This is a genomic window from Corynebacterium sp. HMSC062A03, assembly GCF_001811145.1.
Lineage (GTDB): Bacteria > Actinomycetota > Actinomycetes > Mycobacteriales > Mycobacteriaceae > Corynebacterium > Corynebacterium aurimucosum.
Genome location: NZ_KV803669.1, coordinates 1 through 20277 on the forward strand (window position 1 = coordinate 1; position 20277 = coordinate 20277).

At 61.8% G+C, this 20277-nt stretch carries 20 protein-coding genes; 9 read left to right on the plus strand and 11 right to left on the minus strand.

The window, feature by feature from the left end; translation table 11 throughout:
* Window positions 1-119 precede the first annotated feature (119 nt).
* Window positions 120-1403 (minus strand): hypothetical protein, encoded by a 1284-nt coding sequence (locus HMPREF2781_RS05780; protein ID WP_070644718.1) that lies wholly within the window; start codon window positions 1401-1403, stop codon window positions 120-122.
* A 27-nt stretch (window positions 1404-1430) separates the two neighbouring features.
* Window positions 1431-3131 carry an FAD-binding dehydrogenase gene (locus HMPREF2781_RS05785; RefSeq protein WP_070644739.1) on the minus strand — a complete coding sequence of 567 codons (1701 nt, stop codon included), beginning with the start codon at window positions 3129-3131 and terminating at the stop codon, window positions 1431-1433.
* A 345-nt stretch (window positions 3132-3476) separates the two neighbouring features.
* Here HMPREF2781_RS05785 and HMPREF2781_RS05790 point away from each other — a divergent pair, with 345 nt between their 5' ends.
* Both HMPREF2781_RS05790 and metS read left to right on the plus strand, forming a co-directional pair.
* The gene (locus tag HMPREF2781_RS05790) at window positions 3477-5096 is read left to right on the plus strand and encodes a sodium-dependent transporter (RefSeq protein ID WP_070644719.1); all 1620 of its coding nucleotides are present in this window, start codon (window positions 3477-3479) and stop codon (window positions 5094-5096) included.
* Between the two features lie 25 nt (window positions 5097-5121).
* Window positions 5122-5289 carry a methionine/alanine import NSS transporter subunit MetS gene (metS, locus tag HMPREF2781_RS05795; RefSeq protein ID WP_070444675.1) on the plus strand — a complete coding sequence of 56 codons (168 nt, stop codon included), beginning with the start codon at window positions 5122-5124 and terminating at the stop codon, window positions 5287-5289.
* 46 nt (window positions 5290-5335) lie between these two features.
* Here the strand turns inward: metS and HMPREF2781_RS05800 are convergent, their stop codons facing one another.
* Entirely contained in the window at window positions 5336-6301 is a 966-nt protein-coding gene (locus HMPREF2781_RS05800) for an MDR family oxidoreductase (RefSeq protein ID WP_070444677.1), read from the minus strand.
* Window positions 6302-6387: 86 nt separating this feature from the next.
* Here HMPREF2781_RS05800 and HMPREF2781_RS05805 point away from each other — a divergent pair, with 86 nt between their 5' ends.
* A complete protein-coding gene (locus HMPREF2781_RS05805; protein ID WP_070444679.1) occupies window positions 6388-6960 on the plus strand; it encodes a VanZ family protein in 573 nt (190 codons plus the stop codon).
* Window positions 6961-6963: 3 nt separating this feature from the next.
* On the opposite strand, the gene HMPREF2781_RS05810 is transcribed toward HMPREF2781_RS05805, so the two are convergent.
* The 3 genes from HMPREF2781_RS05810 to HMPREF2781_RS05820 are packed head-to-tail and all read right to left on the minus strand — an operon-like array spanning window position 6964 to window position 9742.
* Window positions 6964-7980, minus strand: coding sequence for an NAD(P)-binding domain-containing protein (locus HMPREF2781_RS05810; protein ID WP_070644720.1), 1017 nt, complete (start codon window positions 7978-7980; stop codon window positions 6964-6966).
* A complete protein-coding gene (locus HMPREF2781_RS05815) occupies window positions 7981-8601 on the minus strand; it encodes a response regulator (protein ID WP_070644721.1) in 621 nt (206 codons plus the stop codon).
* The gene (locus HMPREF2781_RS05820) at window positions 8576-9742 is read right to left on the minus strand and encodes a histidine kinase (RefSeq protein ID WP_070644722.1); all 1167 of its coding nucleotides are present in this window, start codon (window positions 9740-9742) and stop codon (window positions 8576-8578) included. Before HMPREF2781_RS05820 ends, HMPREF2781_RS05815 begins: the two co-directional genes overlap by 26 nt.
* 115 nt (window positions 9743-9857) lie before the next feature.
* Between HMPREF2781_RS05820 and HMPREF2781_RS05825 the strand changes: the two genes are divergently transcribed.
* The 3 genes from HMPREF2781_RS05825 to HMPREF2781_RS05835 all read left to right on the plus strand — a co-directional run bounded on the left by HMPREF2781_RS05825 (window position 9858) and on the right by HMPREF2781_RS05835 (window position 12381).
* On the plus strand, window positions 9858-10853 hold the full coding sequence (locus tag HMPREF2781_RS05825) for an ABC transporter permease (RefSeq protein ID WP_070644723.1): 996 nt from the start codon (window positions 9858-9860) through the stop codon (window positions 10851-10853).
* Window positions 10853-11503, plus strand: a complete 651-nt coding sequence (locus tag HMPREF2781_RS05830; protein WP_070644724.1) for an ABC transporter ATP-binding protein — start codon at window positions 10853-10855, stop codon at window positions 11501-11503. The genes HMPREF2781_RS05825 and HMPREF2781_RS05830 overlap by 1 nt, the downstream gene beginning before the upstream one ends.
* Window positions 11504-11604: 101 nt before the next feature.
* Entirely contained in the window at window positions 11605-12381 is a 777-nt protein-coding gene (locus HMPREF2781_RS05835) for a YwaF family protein (RefSeq protein WP_246821788.1), read from the plus strand.
* 165 nt (window positions 12382-12546) lie between these two features.
* Here HMPREF2781_RS05835 and HMPREF2781_RS05840 read toward each other — a convergent pair whose 3' ends face one another.
* Window positions 12547-14127 carry an NAD(P)H-hydrate epimerase gene (locus tag HMPREF2781_RS05840; RefSeq protein ID WP_070644726.1) on the minus strand — a complete coding sequence of 527 codons (1581 nt, stop codon included), beginning with the start codon at window positions 14125-14127 and terminating at the stop codon, window positions 12547-12549.
* Between the two features lie 10 nt (window positions 14128-14137).
* Window positions 14138-14953: an Fpg/Nei family DNA glycosylase gene (locus HMPREF2781_RS05845; RefSeq protein ID WP_070644727.1), complete on the minus strand. Its 816-nt coding sequence runs from the start codon at window positions 14951-14953 to the stop codon at window positions 14138-14140.
* A gap of 77 nt (window positions 14954-15030) precedes the next feature.
* Here HMPREF2781_RS05845 and HMPREF2781_RS05850 point away from each other — a divergent pair, with 77 nt between their 5' ends.
* On the plus strand, window positions 15031-16527 hold the full coding sequence (locus HMPREF2781_RS05850; protein ID WP_070644728.1) for a DUF1846 domain-containing protein: 1497 nt from the start codon (window positions 15031-15033) through the stop codon (window positions 16525-16527).
* A gap of 221 nt (window positions 16528-16748) precedes the next feature.
* Window positions 16749-17678: an oxygen-dependent tRNA uridine(34) hydroxylase TrhO gene (locus HMPREF2781_RS05855; RefSeq protein ID WP_070444696.1), complete on the plus strand. Its 930-nt coding sequence runs from the start codon at window positions 16749-16751 to the stop codon at window positions 17676-17678.
* Here HMPREF2781_RS05855 and HMPREF2781_RS05860 read toward each other — a convergent pair.
* The 3 genes from HMPREF2781_RS05860 to HMPREF2781_RS05870 form a co-directional block, all read right to left on the minus strand.
* Window positions 17675-18157, minus strand: a complete 483-nt coding sequence (locus HMPREF2781_RS05860) for a hypothetical protein (RefSeq protein ID WP_070444698.1) — start codon at window positions 18155-18157, stop codon at window positions 17675-17677. The two genes, HMPREF2781_RS05855 and HMPREF2781_RS05860, sit on opposite strands and share 4 nt — an antisense overlap.
* Window positions 18158-18168: 11 nt before the next feature.
* On the minus strand, window positions 18169-19152 hold the full coding sequence (locus HMPREF2781_RS05865; RefSeq protein ID WP_070444700.1) for a universal stress protein: 984 nt from the start codon (window positions 19150-19152) through the stop codon (window positions 18169-18171).
* A gap of 83 nt (window positions 19153-19235) precedes the next feature.
* On the minus strand, window positions 19236-19715 hold the full coding sequence (locus HMPREF2781_RS05870; protein WP_070644729.1) for a MarR family winged helix-turn-helix transcriptional regulator: 480 nt from the start codon (window positions 19713-19715) through the stop codon (window positions 19236-19238).
* 170 nt (window positions 19716-19885) lie between these two features.
* Here HMPREF2781_RS05870 and HMPREF2781_RS05875 point away from each other — a divergent pair, with 170 nt between their 5' ends.
* On the plus strand, window positions 19886-20245 hold the full coding sequence (locus tag HMPREF2781_RS05875; RefSeq protein WP_070644730.1) for a DUF5318 family protein: 360 nt from the start codon (window positions 19886-19888) through the stop codon (window positions 20243-20245).
* Window positions 20246-20277: the final 32 nt, after the last annotated feature.

The following is a 20277-nucleotide window of genomic DNA, read 5'->3' on the forward strand; positions in this document are numbered from 1 at the left end:
AATAGGGTGTCCACTAAACGAGGGTAACCTCAGTTGTTTGTAGTTGTTTCGAGGTTGTTGTGAGTTGTTCGCGGTAGTTGTAGGCAGCGGCATGCGGCCTGGAGGGGGCTGAACCAGGGCTAATCCAGCTCTTGGTTCAGCTCCTGGCGGACCTTAGTGATGATCGCGCCGAGGAAGCCCTGGCAGCCATCGGTGATGTCAGGGAATGTGGAATCATCCTCAAGGACGCCCAGCGTGAACAGCAGATCGCGGGTGATGGCGTGCGTGTAGTCGTATTCTGGGTTGAACTCCCACTCTCCACGGAATAAATGGACTAGTTCGAAGGAGAGCTGAGGAATGCCCTCCGGTTCGGCGTAGGCATAAGGGATGTTGTGCATGATGACCTGCGTTGCCCAGAGCGGATCGTTCATGGCCTTGCGGCCATATTTGGTGAGCTTGATCTGCGTCGTTGTGGTCTTGAGCCAATCCAGGTCCGTGAGGAATCCGCGCAGGTTCAGCAGCGGCTGGTGGTAGTCCTCGCGCTTAACATCATCAAAATCATTGGGGCTGTTCAGGCCTTCCTTGAGGCGGGCGACAGCCGCCTGCTTCAGGTAGCCGGCCCCGGTGAGGCGCGGAAATTCTTCGATGACCTCGAGGTATTCGCGCACGCGTTGGCCTACGTGGGCGGCGATGGCGTCGTCAAGCGCCGGCAGCTCATAGTCGGGACGCAGCTCCGGGTAGGCCTCGTGGATTTCCGCGCGCCATTCCTCCAGCATCTCCGAGGACGGCACCGGGATGTCCTCGAAGGGAGTGGAGCGGAAAGGATCAAGGGGGAGATCCCCGGGCAGCGCGGGCTTGGTGCCGCCTTCCAGGTTGGCGGCCTCCGTGCCCATGGTGGCCAGGCGCTGTGCTACTGCCGGCGGGAAGAACGTGGTGAGGCGCTGATGGATTTGGTCCAGTGTGTAGTTGGGGAAGAGCGCGAAAATGCGCTCCATGTTGTCGGTAGGAACAGCCATGTAGGCCATGGTCGCTTGGACATCGAGGACCACCTTGAACATCGCCTCGGCACTGCCCAGCTCACTCATGAGATCGGGGCCTTCACCGGCGATGAGGGCTGGCAGACCCATGACGACGCGCGAGGTGTCCGCCACGCTGATGCTGATATTCCATGCGCCGTCCGAGGGATGGTAGTGCGCTACTTCCCGGAATGTTTCGAAAAAGTCCTGGTCAATGATGGTGAGGACGTCGATTGGCGTGCCTTCTTCACCCACGAGGATTCCCGGGTGAGAGGGCTCAAGGCCGAGCGCGGCGTGGACGATGATCATCATCTCGCCCACGGTGAGTTCCGCGGGGGCGGCGACAAAGCGGGCCGTGGTGAAGAAAGGATTCTCCACGTCGATACGGACATTCCTAGCGAGGTTCATAGTGCCCGACAGTATTAGAAAACCGTGCTATTCGCGCGCCAAAGCTTCGCCCACGCGCTTGCCAGAATGGATGCACCCGCCCAGGAAGGTGCCTTCCAGCGCATTCTTGCCGTGCATGCCGCCACCGCCGAAACCAGAGGCCTCGCCGCAAGCATAGAGGCCGGGGAGTACCGTTCCATCGGGATTGAGGCACTGGCCGTCCAGGTTGGTCTCCAGGCCACCTAGCGTCTTGCGGGTGAGGAACTTCAAACGTACTGCGATGAGAGGACCCTTGGTTTCGTCCAGGATGCGGTGTGGGGGAGCAACGCGAATGAGCTTATCGCCTAAGAATCCGCGGGCAACGCGGAGGTAGTTGACTTGGGCGTCTTTGCTGAAGGGATTATCCAGCTGGGAATCGCGATTTTCCAGGACTTTTCTAAGTTGGGTTACCTCAATGGTGGGGGAGCCCTCAGGCGCAATGCGGTTCATTCCGGCAACGAGATCCTCCAGGTCATCTTCTACGACCCAATCGATTCCGTTCTCCATGAAAGCTTTGACTGCCACGTGTGTGCCGGGGCCTAGCTTGCCGGCGAGCTTCTTGAACTCCTTGTCCGTCAAATCCGGGTTCTGCTCCGAGCCGGAGAAGATGAACTCCTTGTCCACGATGGCCTGGTTGAGCACGAACCAGGAGTAACCGTGCCCGGTCTGGCCAATGTGGGCCAAGGCCGCAAGGTTATCGGTGCCGGGGAAAAGGTTGGTGGGCAGGCGGTTGCCTTCGGCGTCGAGCCATAGTGCTGACGGTCCGGGGATAATACGGATGCCGTGGCCGGGCCAGATGGAATTCCAGTTGGTCATGCCCTCGGTGTAGGCCCACATGCGGTCCGTGTTGACCACCGAGGCGCCCGCCTGCTGGGCGATGTCTATGCCACGGCCGTCGACATGCGCGGGAACGCCCGTGACCAGTTCCTCCGGGCATTCGCCCCAGCGCTGCGTCGGCCACATGCGGCGGACCTTGTCCAGGTTGCCGCCGATGCCGCCGGTGGCGATGACGACAGCAGAGCCGCGCAGCTCGAAGTGCTTGACCACTTCTCTCGAGCTCGCCTCACCGCGTGGCTGGCTGGTGGGGGAGAGGACGCTGCCGCGCACGCCGACGACGCGCGGGCTGCCAGCGTCGTCGTTTTCGACGACGAGCTCGTCCACGCGGTGGCGGAAATGGAATTCGACCTGGCCTTGTTCTTCTGCTTTAAGGAGCGGCTCGCGGAAGACGCGCACGACCTCCGGGCCCGTGCCCCAGGTGAGGTGGAAACGCGGGACGGAGTTGCCGTGGCCGGAGGCATCGCCCGAACCGCGCTCGGCCCAGCCGATGGTGGGCAGCACGTTGAGGCCTAGGCCTTTGAGGTACGTGCGTTTCTCATTAGCGGCAAAGCGTACGTATTCGCGGCCCCATTTCGCGCCCCAAAAATCGTGCCGGTCATCCTCGGTCACTGGGTCATAGTCGGCAGAGTTGGCCCAGTCGCGCCAGGCCAATTCTTCGGAGTCCTTGACCCGCATCATCTTCTGCTCGGGGGAGTCGACATAAAACAGCCCGCCGAGGGACCAGAAGGCCTGGCCGCCTAGGTTATTGCGGTTTTCTTGTTCGAGGAAGATGACGTGCTTTCCGCCCTTGAGGGCCTCATAGCCGGCGACCATGCCGGCGAGGCCGCTGCCGACGATGATGACGGAGCCAGTGACCAAGTTAGTTTCTTTCATGACAGTAATGATAAAAGAAACCGGACTCGATTGTGTGACTTGGCTCGCACACAAGTGGTGCAGTTTGGGTGTGTGACTCTGCATGATTTCCACCTTCAGCGCTCAGCTACTTTCCGGGATCCAATGCTTCGGACGAGGAGCCGGGCGTTGAGGGGTAGTAGTGGTTTTGAGGTCCTAGCCATGGGGTTTCGGAAGGGATAAAGAACTAGAAATAAGTATTCAAAACGGTACCTATAGGTTGGCAGTTAGGCTATGCTTCTCGCTAATACTCGTCGTACGCGGCCCGTATAAACAATTCCTAGGGTCTCGCCGTGCGCGATATTTGCTCAAGAAGAAAGTTCTCTCATGACCACATCAACCCCGCATAAGACTCGCTCGACACGCGATACTTTTAATACGCGCTTTGTCTTCCTCATGGCCGCCATCGGATCCGCCGTCGGCCTGGGTAACATCTGGCGCTTTCCCTACGTTGCCTATGACAACGGTGGCGGCGCCTTCCTCATCCCGTACATGGTTGCCTTGCTCACCGCCGGTATTCCTATCCTGTGGTTCGACTTGGCCATTGGTCACCGCTTCCGTGGTTCTGCACCGCTAGCATTCCGCCGTATCAGCAGCCGCTGGGAGGGAATCGGTTGGTTCAAGGTCGGCGTGAACTTCTTCATCGCCATCTACTACGCTGCCATCATTGCGTGGGCGGCGCTCTACACCATCAAGTCTGTGAACCAGGCGTGGGGCGAGGATCCATCAACGTACTTTATGAGCGACTTCCTCCAAGCAAACCCGGAGGCAACCTACTCGGGCCACGTCGTCCCCGCCATTCTCGGCGTCATGATCCTCGTGTGGATCGTCTGCATCGCCACGTTGGCCACGAGCATCAACAAGGGCATCGGTAAGCTGACCTCCATTTTCCTGCCGGTCCTGGCCGTCATGTTCATCATTCTGGTGATCCGCGCCTTCTTCCTCGACGGCGCCGCCGAGGGTCTCAACGCCTTCTTCACTCCGGATTGGTCCGTGCTGAGCAACCCATCGGTGTGGATCGCCGCCTATGGGCAGATTTTCTTCTCCCTGTCCATTGGTTTCGGCATCATGATCACCTACGCCTCCTACCTCAAGCCGCGCACCAACCTCACCAATACGGGTCTGGTTACCGCCTTTGCAAACTCCTCCTTCGAGGTTCTCGCCGGCATCGGCGTTTTCGCCACCCTGGGCTACATGGCTGCCCAGCAGGGCGTGGCCGTGGATGAGGTGGTGTCCTCCGGTATCGGCCTGGCCTTCATCGCTTTCCCGACGATCATCAACCTCATGCCGCTCGGCGGACTGTTTGGTGTCCTCTTCTTCGGCTCCCTCTTCCTGGCTGGTGTGACCTCGTTGATTTCTATCATGGAGGTCGTCGTCTCTGCTGTGGCAGATAAGTTCAACGTCTCTCGCCGCGTTTCTGCCATCACCGTTGGCGGCACCATGGCGGTCGTGTCCTGCTTCCTGTTCTCCACCTCCTCGGGCCTGGTCACCCTGGACATCATGGATAAGTTCACCAACAACCTGGGCATCGTCTTCGGCGCCATCTGTGCCCTAGTGGTCGTCGGCTGGGTCACCGCTCGCCGCCGCGAGATCCAGCAGCACCTCAACGCCGTCTCGCACTTCAAGGTCGGTGGCTTCTGGCAGTTCCTGACCTTCATCGCCACCCCGCTGCTGCTCGTCTACTTCTTGGTCAACGAGATCATCACGATTGCCCGCGAGGGCTATGAGGGCTACTCCTCCACCCAGATTGGGCTCTTCGGCTGGGCAGTGCTGGGCGTCATCCTGCTCGCCAGCTTCGTCATGCCGCTGGTGGCCTTCCGCGGCAACAAGTACCTGGACGGAATGGAGACCTCGGACTACGGCGTTCCTGTGGGCGGCCGCCCGGCCGGCACACCGAACCCGCTTGCCACGGGTAAGCCTGCCGCACCGATCACGGACGACAAGTAACGGCTATTAAGAAAGGAGAACGACAATGACTACAAGCGCAATCCTGCTCTTCATTCTCTTCGTCGTCGTCATCTGGGGCGGACTGGTGGTGTCTTCCATCTGGCTGGCCCGCAGCGACGATAACACCACGGGCGAGCTGGGTGATACCCCCGGCACTGACGACGAATCCCTGTCGCACCGCGTACACCACTAAAAGGGAGCGGGCGGCACACCGCTGCCCAGCTTAAATCTGTCCCAGCCTATATCTCGACCACCGTGCGCCCATGTCGGGAGCCCGCGCGGAGCTCTTGAGCGGCGGTGGCAACATCAGCCAGCGGAACCGTTTCGGTAATAGAGTTCAGCATGTCGAGGTCGAGGTGTTCGTCGAGAAGCTGCCAGGCCTCCTCGCGCACCTCGCGGGGCGCGTCGACCGAATTGCCGCCGGCCAGCACGATGCCGCGCAAAATGAACGGCAGCACCGAAGCGGGAAGGTCCGGGCCGGCTGCCATGCCGGTGGCCGCAACCACACCACCCCAACGCACCTGCGCCAGCACATTCGCTAGGACGGTGGAGCCGGCGGTGTCAATGGCGCCGTCGTACAGCGCCTTCTGCAGCGGACGGCCGGTCTCAGACAGCGCTGCGCGGTCGAGCACGTGATCCGCGCCGAGTGAGGTGAGGTAGTCCGACTGGGATTCCACGCGGCCGGTGACGGCGGTGACCTCGTAGCCGGAAGACTTGAGCAGCTGGACCGCGATGGAGCCCACGCCTCCGGTGGCGCCGGTCACCAAGACATGGCCCTGCGTGGTGCCGTGCGTGCGCAGCTGGTTCACGCAGATAGCGGCGGTGTATCCGGCCGTGCCGATGGCGGCGGCATCGTGAGCGCTGAAGCGTTGGGGCACGGGGATGGTGGCTTCAGCGTTGACGCGCTGGCGGGTGGTGTAGCCGCCATGGCGAAATTCGCCCAAGCCATCGCCGCAGGAGACGACAAGCTGGCCGGGGTCCAGGCGAGAATCAGAAGTCTCCGACACAGTGCCCACGACATCGATGCCGGGGACGAGGGGATTGATGCGCATGACCCCTTTATCGCCCTCCAAGGCCATGGCGTCCTTGTAATTGAGGGAAGAAAACTGCACATCCACGACCGTGTCGCCTTCCCCGAGCAGGGGCTGTTCTTGGAAGGAATGGGTTACTCCGGAATCCGCGCGGGTGACAATGAGTGTGCTCATGGGCACTATCGTACAGAGGATGTGAAGCAGCGTTTTCTGGCTTTTGCTTCAGCTGGCTTCCAGAGAACATAGTTAGGGTGAAGCGCATGACTGGGATAGAAGCTCAACACCCGCGCAATAGGCTGCGGCCCGCGCCGGATTCATATCCGCACCTGCGTCGTGATTCCTTCCTGGTCACGGCCCTGTCCTTGGTGGTCGTGATGTTGGCGACGGTGGGCAAACCCTTTATGGATATCCCCGGCGTGGTGGATGGTTCCGCACATGCGGTACGCCAGGTTAATACACAGCTCTTTGGTGGTTTTGAGAACGCCTCCGTGTGGTACGGCGCGTGGACCGATCTGATAGGAAACATCGCTCTTTTCATGCCGCTGGGCGCGGCGATCTACGTGGCCGGGCGCGACCGTGCCAGGATTCGCTGGGGCCTGGGCGGGGCGATGCTGATCGGCCTCGTAGTCAGCCTCTGCATTGAAAGCGCCCAGTACATCTTTGCCCTGGGCTTTAGCGATGTCGATGACCTTCTCTACAACACCGTGGGCTCTGTTTTCGGCGCCGCACTCATGGCGCGTATGGGGCGCGAAGAACAGATGAAGATCCTGCGCCGCCTAGGTTTTCTCCTTGCGCTGGCAGCGGTGGTGCTCCTCGCCATGGTGGCGTTGTAGCGCCTAGTGGGTAGAGCGAACGAGCTTGGCGACGTCCCCTGCTACCTGCCGCGCATAGGGTGACACACCAGTAATCGTGGCCGAGCCCGGACCAGTCCACGAGCCATAGCCCACGGGGAAGAAACCTTCCACCGTGGGCTTTCCTTCTGCCAACAGCCCAGGGAACGGGCGTAGCGCTGGGCGGAAGCCGGTGGCCCAGATGAGGTCGCTGAAGCCCTGCTCGGTGAGTTCATTGAGGGAATCGAACATTGGGGTAGTGCCCAACAGCCCGCTATCCCGGGCCTTGAGGACGGGCGGAACCATGACGATATCGCCGAGCTCCGACTCCGATCCGGGATCGGGCTCCCCCTTTGCTAAGGCGAGCATACGCTGCCGGTTGCGGCTAAAGAGCACGCGGCCATCCACGTCATCCGGCATCCACCGCGGCGGATGCGTGGTAAACCACGTGGTGTCCACGCCTTTCAAGGCAAGCTCGGCGGCGATTTGGGCACCCGAGTTGCCTGCGCCCACGACGGCGACGCGCTGGGTTTCTGGCTGCGTTCCGGGGAGAAACGGCGCAGGGCCGGGGTAGTTCGCCGTGTGCCATTGGCGGCCAGCAAATTCACCGGGGTAGAAGGGGATGAACGGCGCGGACCACGTGCCCGTCGCGGCCACGACGGTGCGGGAACGGAATTCACCGTGAGTGGTAAGCAGGCGGAAGCGGGGGTCGTCGTCAAGCACGCGCTCCACCGCCACCCCGTGCCGGACCGGCAGGTCATAGCGCTGCTCATAGCGGGTGAGGTAGTCCACCACATGGGAAGCCGGCGGGAAACCCGGGTAAGAAGGCATGGGCCAGCCGGGCAGCGTGGAGGATTGGGCATCGCTAAAGAGCGTGAGTGAGTCCCACACGTGCTGCCAGGCCCCGCCGGGGGAGGAGTTGGCATCGAGGATGAGGAAATCGAGCTTCTGACGGCGCAGGTAATAGCCGGTGGCCAGGCCGGATTGGCCGCCACCCACGACGATGCAATCGTACGTATGCATTTATTGGATGAGCTTCCGTTCGCGGGCAGCGGAGACGGCCGCCGTGCGGGTTTCTACGCCCAGCTTTTGATAGACGTGAATCAAGTGGGTCTTGACCGTGGCCTCGGAGATGAAGAGCCGTTGGGCAATCTGCTTGTTGGAATCTCCCGTTGACAGCGCCTGCAGGATCTCCAGTTCACGCGCGGACAGCGCGGTCTCCGGCTGCGCCAAGCGCTCCGCCAGAAGGTTGGTGACCTCAGGTGCCAAGGTCCGCTTTCCCGCAGCTGTGTCGAGGACCGCGGTGTGCAGCGTTTCCTCGGGGGCGTCCTTGAGCAGGTAGCCCAATGCGCCCGCCTCCACGGCGGCCAGGATATCCGCCTGTGTGTCATAGGTGGTCAGGATGAGCACCGGTGGCCCATCGAGCTCGCGCACGCGCCGGGTGGCGGCGATGCCATCGACGTCTGGCATCTGAATATCGCAGACAACCACATCGATGTGGGGAACATCAGCATCCGTCAGCTGCTCGACGGTCGAGCCGTCGGAGCCTTCCAACACCACCTCGATGTCGGGGAAGGCGTTAAGAATCGCGCGCAGCCCGGCGCGGACCACGGGGTGATCATCGATGAGCATCACGTTGACCATTGCTGCTGCTTCCTGTTGGGATTCGCACCGCGAGCGCGGTGCCGACGGGTGAAGATTCTACCTGGACGCTGCCGCCGACGCTGCGAACACGCTGCTCCAGGCCGGTCAGCCCGAAGCCACGTGGCCCTTCGATGCCGCGGCCGTCGTCGACCACATCGAGGATGATTCCATCCTCGAAAGAGCCGAGGGTGACCACGGCCTTGTCGGCATCGGCGTGTTTCATGACGTTGGTCAGCCCTTCCCGCGCGGCGCGCAAGATGACGTGGGAAAACTCGGTGGGGACGTCCGCACTGCCAGTGAGCTTGAGCCCGAAGCGGGTGCGTAGCCCCAGGCCCTTGGCTTGGGCTTGGAGCTCATCCACGAGGGAGCGCAGTTCCGCGTCGAGGGAGGAGGCAGGGGCTGCGAGCTCTTTGACGAAGCGCCGAGCCTCGGCCAGATTATCCTGGGCCACCTTTTCAATGAGTGCGAGCTGCTCGGTCACGTCCTGTTGCGCGGACGTGTTCTTGGCGGCGCGGCTGAGCAGGACGATGGAGGACAGCCCCTGTGCCACGGTGTCGTGGATTTCGCGGGAGAGCCGCTCCCGTTCCTCGAGGCGCCCGGCTTGGTGCTCACTGGCGGCCAGCTCCTCCTGGGTCTCACGCAGCTGCTTGGCGACGGCCGCGTGGTGCGCCGCCTCCGCCTGAACCCGGCGGGCGGCGTGGTAGACGGCCACGGCGAAACAGGTGCCAATGAACGGCCCGATGGCCGCGGCCGCGGTCCAGAATTGCGGGTGGATCCACGCGGGGACGAAGGCGGCGACGGCCCACAGCACCACGCTGGCGACGATTCCCGGCCAGAAGGGAAGCGCATGGATAAAGACGAAGACCAGCGGGAACTCGAGCCACATGAAGTCTTGGGCGTGTACCATAAGCCCGATCCACAGCAGGCACAGAGCGGCGAGCCACAGCGTGGTGGGGACGGGGCGGGTGATGGTGCGGGAACCGAAGATGGCAAACCCCGTGTAGACCACTGCGAGTGCGATGGAGAGGCCGAGGGCGCGGGCGTCGAGACGGCCATCGGCCCATGCGCGCAGCACTCCAAACACGAGGAGAAAACCGAACATGGTGTGCAGTCCCACGGTCCACAGTTTGTTGCTCATCATCACGGCAGTCCAGCTTATCCGCTGGCTGGTCGAGGGCGAATCAACCAACTGGTTGAGTGGAGGTTCAACTGGCTACCCGATTACTTTCAGCGCACGCACACGCAGGATTAATAGTATGTTCCTGGCATTAAGAGAGATAGTCACCGCCCGCGGTCGGTTCTTCCTGATCGGCGGCGTCGTGGCTCTAATTACGTTGTTGCTCGTTATGTTGTCCGGCCTGACCCAAGGCCTGTCCAAGCAGAATACTTCCGCCCTTGAGGCACTCGGGGAGCAGACTCCGAACGTGACCTTTTCGACGGAAGATCCCTCCTTCACCGAGTCGGAGATCTTTGCCGAGGATGTGCCTGCCTCTGGTATTCCGCTGGGTACTTCGCAGACCAAGCTGGAGGGCCACGGCGGCGTGGCGGTCTTCGGCCTGCCCGAAGGTACCCAGATTCCTGGCTCCAGCACCGTGATTCCGGAGGAAGGCATGGTCTTGAGCCAATCCATCGATGAAGAGATGAACGCGCCCTCCCGGGGCACCCTCGGCGGTGTGGATTTGGACGTCACCGCGGTGGTTGAGGATGAGTACTACTCCCACTCCCCGGTGGTGTGGGTCTCTACCGAAACCTGGCAGCAGGTCTCCCATTCTCCTGAGGACATGGTGGGCGTAGCCGTGCTGTCCCCGGAGCCGACCGACACCTCCGTGTCTATGGGCAAGGCCCTGTCCGGTCTTCCGGCTTATAGCTCGGAGCGCGGTTCGCTGCTGACCATGCAAGCCTTCCTCTACGGTATTTCCGCGCTGGTCACTATCGCTTTCCTGAGCATCTGGACCATCCAGCGCACCCGTGACCTGTCCATCCTGCGTGCCCTTGGCGCCAGCGTGAAGTACCTGCTCAAGGATGCCATCGCGCAGGCCGCCATCATCCTGGCGATTGGCGTGGGGGTCGGCGCGCTCGTCGGCTGGCTGCTGGGCCTTGCCGCCCAGGGCGCTGTGCCCTTCGAGGTCTCCGCCATGACCGTCATCGTCCCCGCACTCGGCATTTGGCTGCTCGGTATCGCCGGTGCCTTTCTTGCCACCCGCCGCGTATCCAAAATCAATCCGCTTGACGCCCTAGGAGGCAACGCCTAATGACTACCACTGCTTCTGCCCCTGCACTGTCCCTTCGCGATGTCGTGGTGACCTACCCGGATGGTGAGTCCCGCGTCACAGCGCTGGATAATGTCAGCCTCGACGTCAAGCCGGGCGAGCTCACCGCCGTCATCGGCGAATCCGGTTCCGGCAAGTCCACGCTGCTCTCCGTAGCCGCCGGCCTCATCGAGCCGGACTCCGGCGCCGTGGAGCGAACCGGCTCCCGCGGGCTCATCTTCCAGCAGGCCAACCTGCTGGCCGCCCTTACCGCGCGCGAACAGCTGCTCATCATTGACCACATGGAGGGCCGCAAGCCGCGCCAGGATCGTGCCGATGAGCTGCTCAGCTTCGTGGGCTTGGAGGGCTTTGGGAACCGCCGCATGAACCAGCTTTCTGGTGGTCAGCGCCAACGCGTGAACATTGCTCGTGCTCTCATGGGGCAGCCTTCCGTGTTGCTGGCGGACGAGCCCACCTCCGCCCTCGATTCCAAGCTTTCGCGCGACATTGCCAAGCTACTGCGCGGTGTTACCGAAGACTTCGATACCGCAACCCTGTTTATTACCCACGACCGCAGCTTGCTCGACTATGCCGACACCGTGGTCGAAGTCAAGGACGGAAAACTCTCCGAATACTCCGAGCTAGCCGCGTAAAACCCCTCTCATCTCTCACGTGTTCATACAAAGGGGTAAATTAATACCCCGTTATGATTCGACCCCGCAAGCCCCGAGTAAGCCCAACTGACTACCCGCGCATGCAGCAGTGGACTGCGCTGCATGCGCTCATGTTGAGCATTACCGTGGTGGCCTGCGGGGTCTTTATTGTTGCCGCCCGCAGGATCAAGGGAACCTCCCGCGAGACCTTCATCCGCCGGATGGTGGGCTGGGCCTTGCTGGTGGCGGGTATTGCGTGGACGATCATCTCCTTAGACCCGAAGCAATTCGATATCCGGGAGTCTTTGCCCTTGCACCTGTGTGACGTGCTGCGCCCGATCTTGGCCCTGGGCCTTATCACCGGCAACGAGCATGCCCTGACCTTGACTTACTTCTGGGGCATCATCCTCAACCCGCAGGCCATCATCACCCCGGATGTCATTTATTACTTTTCCCCGCGCTGGCTGCGGTTTGCCACCTACTGGTTTTTCCACATCGTGGCACTTGCCATGCCGCTGGCACTAACCTTTGGTCTTGGTTACCGCCCCACCTGGAAGGGGTACCGCTTCGCCGTCAAGGTCACGCCCGTGTGGATGGCACTGGCCATGGCGGTCAATGCGAAGACCGACGGGAACTATGGTTTCCTTAACCACGCGCCGGGCAGTCCCTCCATCATCAACCTATTCGGCCCATGGCCCGGTTACATCGTGGTGGAGACCCTTGCCGTCGCGGCAGCATGGGCGGGGATGACGTGGCCGTGGGAAAGCACCTCGCTGCGCCGCGGCACGGTGGCGGTCGGCCCGCGCGGGCTCATGCGCAAGTCCGTCGGTACTGCGTCCGGGATCCTGCGCCGGGCCACGGTACGTTTTCGTAGATAGTGGCCCGGAAATCGCAAAATTCTAGGGCTTCGTTGCGAAAACGTACCAAGACGGCGGCGGCCAGGTACGGATCGATCAAATAAGACCCCAAAACTTCGGGCGGATTTTTGGGGTGCTACTTGATCGAAACGTACTTAGTAGCGGAGCTAGCGCCAAGCCAAGGAGCTAGCGCTCGGCGTTGAGGAGCCGCGCGATGGCCTGCGGGATGGCCGCCGCGATCTGGGAGGCAGAACAGGGCGCGAAGCCCTCGGGCGTCTCGGCCGCGATGGCCGCTGCGTGGGCGTGGATGGCGCCGGCGTGGAGAACCTCGGGGATGGTTTCGGCGGAGAGCTGGGCCATGACCGCGCCCAGAATGCCGGAAAGCACGTCCCCGGAGCCTGGGGTCGCGGCAAAGGAGTGACCGGCGTTGAAGGAATACAAAGGCTGGCCCGGCGCGGTGACTCGAGTCAGGCGGCCTTTGAGCAGAATGATGCTGTTTAGCTCTTCGGCTAGCTCGTGGAGGGCGCGGCTCCAGCCGGTAGCCCCATCGGGAGCAGAGCCGAAAGCGGCCTCGTAGAGGCGGCGGAACTCGCCTTCATGCGGGGTGAGGATGGTCAGCGGGTGTTCGGTGACTTTCTGGCGCAAGGAGGTGTTGCGCGCCAGCAGCGTGAGGGCGTCGGCGTCGAGGATGGTGGGAAGTCCCTGCGCCAGTACCTTTCGCAGTTCGGTGGCCGCCGCTGCATCGGTACCGCGGCCGGGGCCCACGACCCAGGCTTGGGCCTGTCCGGCGGAGGCCACATCGGGATGGCAGACCAGCTCGGGGAGAAGGGAAGTAATCGAGTTATCGCCGATGAAGCGCACCATCGAGGGCGTGGCACGTACCGCTGCGGTGGCGCAGAGGATCCCCGCACCTGGGTAGGTATCGCTGCCGGCAGCCAGGGCAACGACGCCCCCGGAATACTTATCCGAGCGCGCGCCTGGTGTGGGATCAACGATGGGGCCGGTGCAGCCAACCGGCCAGGGGCGGGAAGCGCGCCCGCCCGGCAGATCGAGTTCGCCCGGTTGCCACGCATAAGGTGTCGGCACGGAAGGTTCGTGCGCGATGAAGCCTGCTGGTTCATCCAGTTCGGAGAGGGTCTCGGCAAAGGAGGGCGCGCCGGGCAAGAAGAGATCGGAGACCACAACCTGCCCGCATTCGGCGGCCAGCGCGTGGCCGAGACGCGGCGAGCCGAAGGTGACAGTGACATCGGCGTTAACGGCATCTGCGGCGCAGACTCCCGTGTCGGCATCGACGCCGGTGGGCATGTCGACGGCCAAGACTACGGCCCCGGCAGCGGTGGCCTTGCGGTAGAGCGAGAGCGCGGTGCCGCTTAAGCCCCGGGCGGAGCCGAGGCCAGCGATGGCGTCAATAAGCAGCGCGCTTCCTAATGGCGTGCTGCCTGACGGCAGCGCGCTGTCGGAAGGAAGGACCGTGCCGCCGGCTGCTCGGAACGCGGCGAGGGCCTCCTCGTGGCAGCACTCAGGTATCAGTGCGTGGACGCTCACCCCGCGCGCAGCCAGCTCCGCGCCAGCATAAAGCCCATCCCCACCGTTGCCGCCGGAGCCAGCGAGAACAAGTACTGCCCCAGGCTGTTGCTCCAGCATCACCCACGCGGTTTCTGCCACCGCCGCGGCGGCCAGCTTCATGAGCTGATCCTCATGAGACTGCTGTTCCAGCAGTCGGTTCTCAGCGGCACGAACAGTGGTAACGGTATAAGCAGGGCGCATAACCCACACCCTAGCGCGCGGGTTGGCAGGTGGGGCACCAAAAGAGGTTGCGGCCCTGCATGACCTGCTCCCGGATCTCGGTGCCGCACACGTGGCAGGGTTGCCCGGCGCGGCGGTAGACGTAGACCTCACCGCCATGGTCATCTTTGCGGGGCTCGCGGCCCATGGCCTCCGGGGTATGGGCTTCGCGGACGGTGTCGATGCGGCCGTGCTCGACGCCGTAGTCCATGAGATCGACCAGGTCAGACCAGATGGCGTCAAACTCCGCGCGGTCGAGCTGCTTGCCAGGAATGAAGGGGGAGAGCCCTTGGCGGAAAAGGGCTTCTGCGCGGTAGATATTGCCCACGCCAGCAAAGAGACCTTGGTCCATGAGCTGTGCACCGATGCTGCGTTTCGAGGCATGGACCCGGGACCACAAGGCATCAGGGTCGGCGTCCTTCCGGAGTGGATCCTGGCCCACCTTCGCCACCTTGGCCTGGTACTCATCCTCCGTGATGAGCGTGCAGAACTGCGGGCCGCGCAGGTTCGCGGCTGTTGTTCCGTTATCAATGCGCAGACGGATCTGCCCCCAGACATCGGCAGAAGGCTCAAAGCGCAGGGAGCCAATGAGGCCTAAATGGATATAGATAACGTGGCGCGGGTTATCCGCATCGAAGTGGAGAAAGAGATGCTTGCCAAAGGCTTCGGCGAGTAAGAGGGGTGAGGCGCTGACAAGCGCGGCCTCCGCAGCGAACCGGCCTTGGGGGCTGCTCACGGCTAGCGGCTTGTTACGGAAATCCGCATTGAGTGTGCGGGCAAGGCGGTGAATAACGTGTCCCTCAGGCATGTCAGGAAGTCTACGCGGGGGCTATGCTGCTGTAGACTTTTCGGGTACTACCCGTTGAACGGAAGGGCCTAAATACTATGGGGCGCGCGCTCGGTTTTGATCGTGAAAAATATATTGAACTGCAGTCGGAGCATATTAACGCTCGGCGCAAAGAAATCGGCGGGAAGCTCTACCTTGAGATGGGCGGCAAGCTTTTCGATGACATGCACGCCTCCCGCGTGCTGCCCGGTTTCACCCCGGATAACAAGATTGCGATGCTCGAGCGCATCAAGGATGACGTAGAAATCCTCGTCTGCATCAACGCCAAGGACATCGAGCGCCAGAAGATGCGCGGTGACCTGGGTATCCTCTACGAAGATGATGTGCTGCGGCTTGTCGACGTCTTCCGGGACCGCGGCTTCCTGGTCAATAACATTGTCATGACCCAGCTCGAGGACGGCAATAGCCAGGCGGAGGCTTTCATCGAGCGCCTCGAGCGCCTGGGACTGACCGTGGCGCGTCACCGCATCATCCCGGGTTATCCCGCCAACATCGACCTCATCGTCTCCGAGGATGGCCTGGGCAAGAACGACTACGTGGAGACCACCCGTGATCTCGTGGTGGTCACCGCGCCGGGGCCGGGCTCCGGCAAGCTGGCTACCGCGCTCTCGCAGGTCTACCACGAGAATCTGCGCGGCGTGCCAGCAGGCTATGCCAAGTTCGAGACCTTCCCCATCTGGAACCTCCCGCTGGATCACCCGGTGAACCTGGCATACGAGGCCGCCACCGTGGACCTTAACGACGCCAACGTCATCGACCACTTCCACCTCTCCGCGCACGGCGAATCCACGGTGAACTACAACCGCGACGTCGAGGCCTTCCCGCTGCTGAAGTCCCTGTTGGAGCGCCTGACCGGCACCGTGCCCTACCAGTCCCCGACGGACATGGGCGTGAACATGGTGGGCTTTTGCATCACCGATGACGAAGTCTGCCGCGAAGCCTCCCAGCAGGAGATCATCCGCCGCTACTTCAAGACTTTGGTGGAGGAAGCCCGCAACGGCCTCGACACCACGCAGTCTGAGCGCGCGGCCGTAGTCATGGCGAAGGCCGGCATCAAGTCCACCGACCGTCCGGTTGTGCTCCCAGCGCGTGAGAAAGCGGAGGAGACCGACGGCCCGGCAGCCGCGCTGCAGCTTCACGACGGCACCATCATCACCGGCCGCACCTCCCCGTTGCTGGGCTGCTCCGCAGCCGCGCTGCTCAATGCACTCAAGCACCTCGCTGGCATTGATGATGACCTGCACTTGTTGTCCCCGGAATCCATCGAGCCCATCCAGACGTTGAAGACTAAGCACCTGGGTTCACAGAACCCGCGCCTGCACACCGACGAGGTCCTCATCGCGCTGTCGGTATCCGCGGCGAAGGACGAGAATGCCCGCCGCGCGCTCGATGCACTGAAGGAGCTTCAGGGTTGCGATGTTCACACCACCACCATCTTGGGTTCGGTGGATGAGGGCATCTTCCGCAACCTGGGCGTCCTGGTGACCTCCGATCCGGTCTTTGCCCGCAAGAGCGCGCTGTACCAGAAGCGTTAAATCCCACTCGCCGGACGTTGACTGAAAGCGCCACCACGTAAGGCATTTCCCCAGACCTAAAACCCGCAACCTGCAGGTGGGCGTCGCCAAGCGCTTGCCGACGCCCACCTGCCCACCTGGGAGTTTCGGGATCGAGGTCTGGGGCTTTGGTTTAAAAGCGGTTGTAGTGCTGGGCCCAAAAGATTGGGGATCTTGCCACTAGCAGGCCTAGACTTGCGGGCGTGACTATTGGCAAGATTCTCCTCTACTACTGCTTTACTCCCATCGAGGACCCCACCGCGATCATGCTGTGGCAGCGATCCCTGTGCGAGAAGCTCGGGCTCAAGGGCCGCATCCTCATCTCGGAGCACGGTATTAACGGCACCGTGGGCGGGGACATGGATGCGTGCAAGCGCTATGTGCGCGAAACCCGTGAGTACCCGGGATTTAAGAAGATGGAGTTCAAGTGGTCCGAGGGTAGCGCGGAAGACTTTCCGCGCCTCTCGGTCAAGGTCCGCGATGAAATCGTGGCCTTCGGCGCGCCGGGCGAGCTCAAAGTGGATGAAAACGGCGTCATCGGTGGTGGTGTCCACCTCAAGCCCGAAGAGGTCAACAAGCTGGTGGAGGAGCGCGGCGAGGAGGTCGTCTTCTTCGACGGGCGCAACGCCATGGAGGCGGAAATCGGCAAATTCAAGAATGCCGTGGTGCCGGACGTGCGCACGACCCACGACTTCATTGCTGAACTTGAATCCGGCAAATATGACTGGATGAAGGATAAGCCCGTGGTTTCCTACTGCACGGGTGGCATTCGTTGCGAGATCCTCTCCGCCTTAATGAAGAACCGAGGCTTTAACGAGGTTTATCAAATTGACGGCGGCATCGTCCGCTATGGCGAGAAGTACGGCAACGATGGCCTGTGGGAAGGCTCGATGTACGTCTTTGACAAGCGCATGCATCACGAGTTTGGCCAGGGCTTAGAGGATCCGGGCTTTATTCAGCTCGGCCACTGCGTGCATTGTGGGAAGGGGACGAATACCTTCCATAACTGTATTAATGAGGACACGTGCCGCAAGCAGGTGCTCATCTGCGATGACTGCATCCAGCACGTGGAAACGCAGCACTGCGGCCGGCCGGATTGCGCCGAGGTGGCTGCCGCCCAAGCGCAGGGTTAGTTTTCGAGCACCGGGGCCAGCAGGATCTGGATATCGTTGATGCACCAGATCATGAAGTTGCCGGCCATGACCCAGAAGATGGCCATCCAGCCGCGCCAGCGCACGTAGGCTTTGAGCTTGCGCACCATGATGACTGCGCAGCCGATCATGCCAATGAACGGGATGATTAGCGTCGTCGTGGCGAACACGGTGCGCTGGGTCCTCGTGCAGAGCCAAGCGGCGTATTCGGCCTGGAGGCAATTGGTTGTGGTCCCGGCGACCTTGAAGAGGCCCGCGAGGAGAAGCGCATAGAGCGCCGAACCGACGAGGATGAAAATCATAAACCACAGCGCTTGGCGCGAGGAACGGCGGTTGGCCTCGGCGACGGTGAGGGGATCGGGTTCGTCGGCAAGCTCGTCAAAGCTGCGGGGCTCTGGGCGAGGCAGGTTCGTATAGTCCGCGTCGGACGTGAGATCGTTTTCGGGGTGCTCGGCTGCCATGGTTTGTCAGTCTAACGTGCTTCTTTATCGTAGGTACTGGGACAGACCAGTACTGGAACGCCCAAGTGGGGAAGCAACTCGGTGGCGGTGCTGCCAATGAAGACGCGTTCGATGGGCCCCATGGGAGCGGAACCCAAGCAGAGCAGGTCGCCCTTCTTCCACTTCAGTGAATCCACCGCGCCGGACCAGCCATGGCCACTGCCGATGGCCGTCGTGACCGATACCTCCGGGTAGGTCTCCGCGATGAGATCGTGGGCGCGGTCCAACAGTGAGAGCGAGTGCTCACGCCAATTCGGTGCATCGGGGGGAAAGGTCGGAGAATATTCGAGGGGGACGTCGACCAGCCCCTTGGCGGAAAACGCCAGGATACGCAGGGGGATTCCGCCGCGCTGCGCAATGCATGCGGCATGCAGCAGGGCGGGGTCGTCGGCATTGCCCAAGTCCGTAAAGGCGAAATTGATGCGGGTGACGCCGTGCTTGGACAGCTTGATACCACGCGGGATGAGCCCCACGGGGAGGGGCGAGTAGTGTAGAAGCGCGTCGGCAGTAGATCCCGAGAAGAAACGGCCCTTCGGCGCGGATTGATTGGCTCCAAGGAGGATGACGCTCGCCTTGAAGTCCTTAGCCGCCTGTTCCAAGAGCTGGGGGCGAGAGGGCCCTGCCAAGAGAACGGAGACATTCTTATCGAGCTGCTCCTTGTCCACCCCGGCTTCGTTCAAGGCCTGCTTGACAGCGCGTTCGCAGGTCGCGCGTTCCTTCTTGAACCACTTCTTGTAGGAACCGCTGAGCTTGCTGAGCGACGTCACGGTGAGGGGCTGCGAAATGGTTGAAACCACGCGAATCCGAACGGAGGTGGAACGTGCGAGCCACGCGGCAAACTCGATGGCCTCCGTGCCGGTGGAGCTAGGACTCCACGACACGAGGACGCGGAGCGGAGGGAGCTGGTCGTCCGGGGAGCATGGCCCTTCCGCAGGGTGTGAAGAATTCTTAGCCATTCAATAAAAAGTTCGGGGTCGTTTTCTTCATTATCGACCCTTCATGCCGGAAAATAAAATCCGCTCTACCGGCACTTTTTGGTCTATTTCCCTTCCATGATTGGACGGTAGACATCGGCAAGCTTGGAGATGAGATTGACCAAAGCGTCAGCGTCCTTGATATCCTCTGGGTCGAGCCAGCGTAGGATCTCAGCCAAAGCCGCCGCGCGCTGGCGGGAGACGATTGTCAGCTCGGATTCCCCAAGCTGGGTAAGGGCGACAAGTACGCCGCGGCGGTCTTTTTCATCGCGGTGTCGTTCCACGAAGCCTTGACGCTCCAATTGGTACAGCGCATTGGAGGCGGTAGGCATCCGGATGAGCTCTGCCTGGGCGATGGTGCTCACGCGCGAAGGGCCGCGCATGCGCAGCTGGTTCATGATGGAGACCTGCGACGTGGTGAGGGATGTGCCTTCTGTCGTGCGCTGGAAAATGAGCATGAGTTTGTTGAGCGCGGGCTGGATCTGGCGGGCGACTTCCAGGGCATCCTCGTAAGGGATGGGGGATTCGATAGTTTCTTCACTCATGGAAAATAAGTGTAGCTAGTAATTTCGCGGAGCGGTAGTTAGCCGATTAAAAAATTTGGTTTCCCACCGCGAAGCACTATGAAAGGGCCTAGATTGTTGACGCCGCCGGCACTACACTGTCCGGCGTGAATTCTCCGTCAAAGGCAGAGTCTGCAAAGACAAGGCCAGAAGTGGCCTACCGCAACGAAGTCTCTTATGAATGGGAGCGTGCACAGCATCTGCGTGAGCTTCGCGCGGGAAAGGTGACGCGCGAAGAGCTATGCGATGCCGACTTTCTCCTTCGCGCGGCGGCGGAACACCATGGCGTCGACATGCGCAAGCCGTGCCCGGTGTGTGAATCAGACATGCGACTGACCCGTTGGGTTTATGGAGATGCTTTAAAACGCCGGGCGGGAAGTGCGCGGAGCGCTGCGGAAATTGCGGACATGGCCGCAGAAGGGCTGGAATTTACCGTGCACTTCGTGGAAGTGTGTCCGGCGTGCCGCTGGAATCATCTGCTTCGAGCCGCCACGGTCTATGCTCTAGGGTAGTTTTGGCTTCCCAGTTCGCGCCGGTAAGCTGC

Excerpts from the sequence above, each read along its gene's own strand:
- HMPREF2781_RS05780 (WP_070644718.1), bottom strand. The coding sequence starts at position 1,403 with ATGAACCTCGCTAGGAATGTCCGTATCGACGTGGAGAATCCTTTCTTC.
- HMPREF2781_RS05785 (WP_070644739.1), bottom strand. The coding sequence starts at position 3,131 with ATGAAAGAAACTAACTTGGTCACTGGCTCCGTCATCATCGTCGGCAGC.
- HMPREF2781_RS05790 (WP_070644719.1), top strand. The coding sequence starts at position 3,477 with ATGACCACATCAACCCCGCATAAGACTCGCTCGACACGCGATACTTTT.
- metS (WP_070444675.1), top strand. The coding sequence starts at position 5,122 with ATGACTACAAGCGCAATCCTGCTCTTCATTCTCTTCGTCGTCGTCATC.
- HMPREF2781_RS05800 (WP_070444677.1), bottom strand. The coding sequence starts at position 6,301 with ATGAGCACACTCATTGTCACCCGCGCGGATTCCGGAGTAACCCATTCC.
- HMPREF2781_RS05805 (WP_070444679.1), top strand. The coding sequence starts at position 6,388 with ATGACTGGGATAGAAGCTCAACACCCGCGCAATAGGCTGCGGCCCGCG.
- HMPREF2781_RS05810 (WP_070644720.1), bottom strand. The coding sequence starts at position 7,980 with ATGCATACGTACGATTGCATCGTCGTGGGTGGCGGCCAATCCGGCCTG.
- HMPREF2781_RS05815 (WP_070644721.1), bottom strand. The coding sequence starts at position 8,601 with ATGGTCAACGTGATGCTCATCGATGATCACCCCGTGGTCCGCGCCGGG.
- HMPREF2781_RS05820 (WP_070644722.1), bottom strand. The coding sequence starts at position 9,742 with ATGATGAGCAACAAACTGTGGACCGTGGGACTGCACACCATGTTCGGT.
- HMPREF2781_RS05825 (WP_070644723.1), top strand. The coding sequence starts at position 9,858 with ATGTTCCTGGCATTAAGAGAGATAGTCACCGCCCGCGGTCGGTTCTTC.
- HMPREF2781_RS05830 (WP_070644724.1), top strand. The coding sequence starts at position 10,853 with ATGACTACCACTGCTTCTGCCCCTGCACTGTCCCTTCGCGATGTCGTG.
- HMPREF2781_RS05835 (WP_246821788.1), top strand. The coding sequence starts at position 11,605 with ATGCAGCAGTGGACTGCGCTGCATGCGCTCATGTTGAGCATTACCGTG.
- HMPREF2781_RS05840 (WP_070644726.1), bottom strand. The coding sequence starts at position 14,127 with ATGCGCCCTGCTTATACCGTTACCACTGTTCGTGCCGCTGAGAACCGA.
- HMPREF2781_RS05845 (WP_070644727.1), bottom strand. The coding sequence starts at position 14,953 with ATGCCTGAGGGACACGTTATTCACCGCCTTGCCCGCACACTCAATGCG.
- HMPREF2781_RS05850 (WP_070644728.1), top strand. The coding sequence starts at position 15,031 with ATGGGGCGCGCGCTCGGTTTTGATCGTGAAAAATATATTGAACTGCAG.
- HMPREF2781_RS05860 (WP_070444698.1), bottom strand. The coding sequence starts at position 18,157 with ATGGCAGCCGAGCACCCCGAAAACGATCTCACGTCCGACGCGGACTAT.
- HMPREF2781_RS05865 (WP_070444700.1), bottom strand. The coding sequence starts at position 19,152 with ATGGCTAAGAATTCTTCACACCCTGCGGAAGGGCCATGCTCCCCGGAC.
- HMPREF2781_RS05870 (WP_070644729.1), bottom strand. The coding sequence starts at position 19,715 with ATGAGTGAAGAAACTATCGAATCCCCCATCCCTTACGAGGATGCCCTG.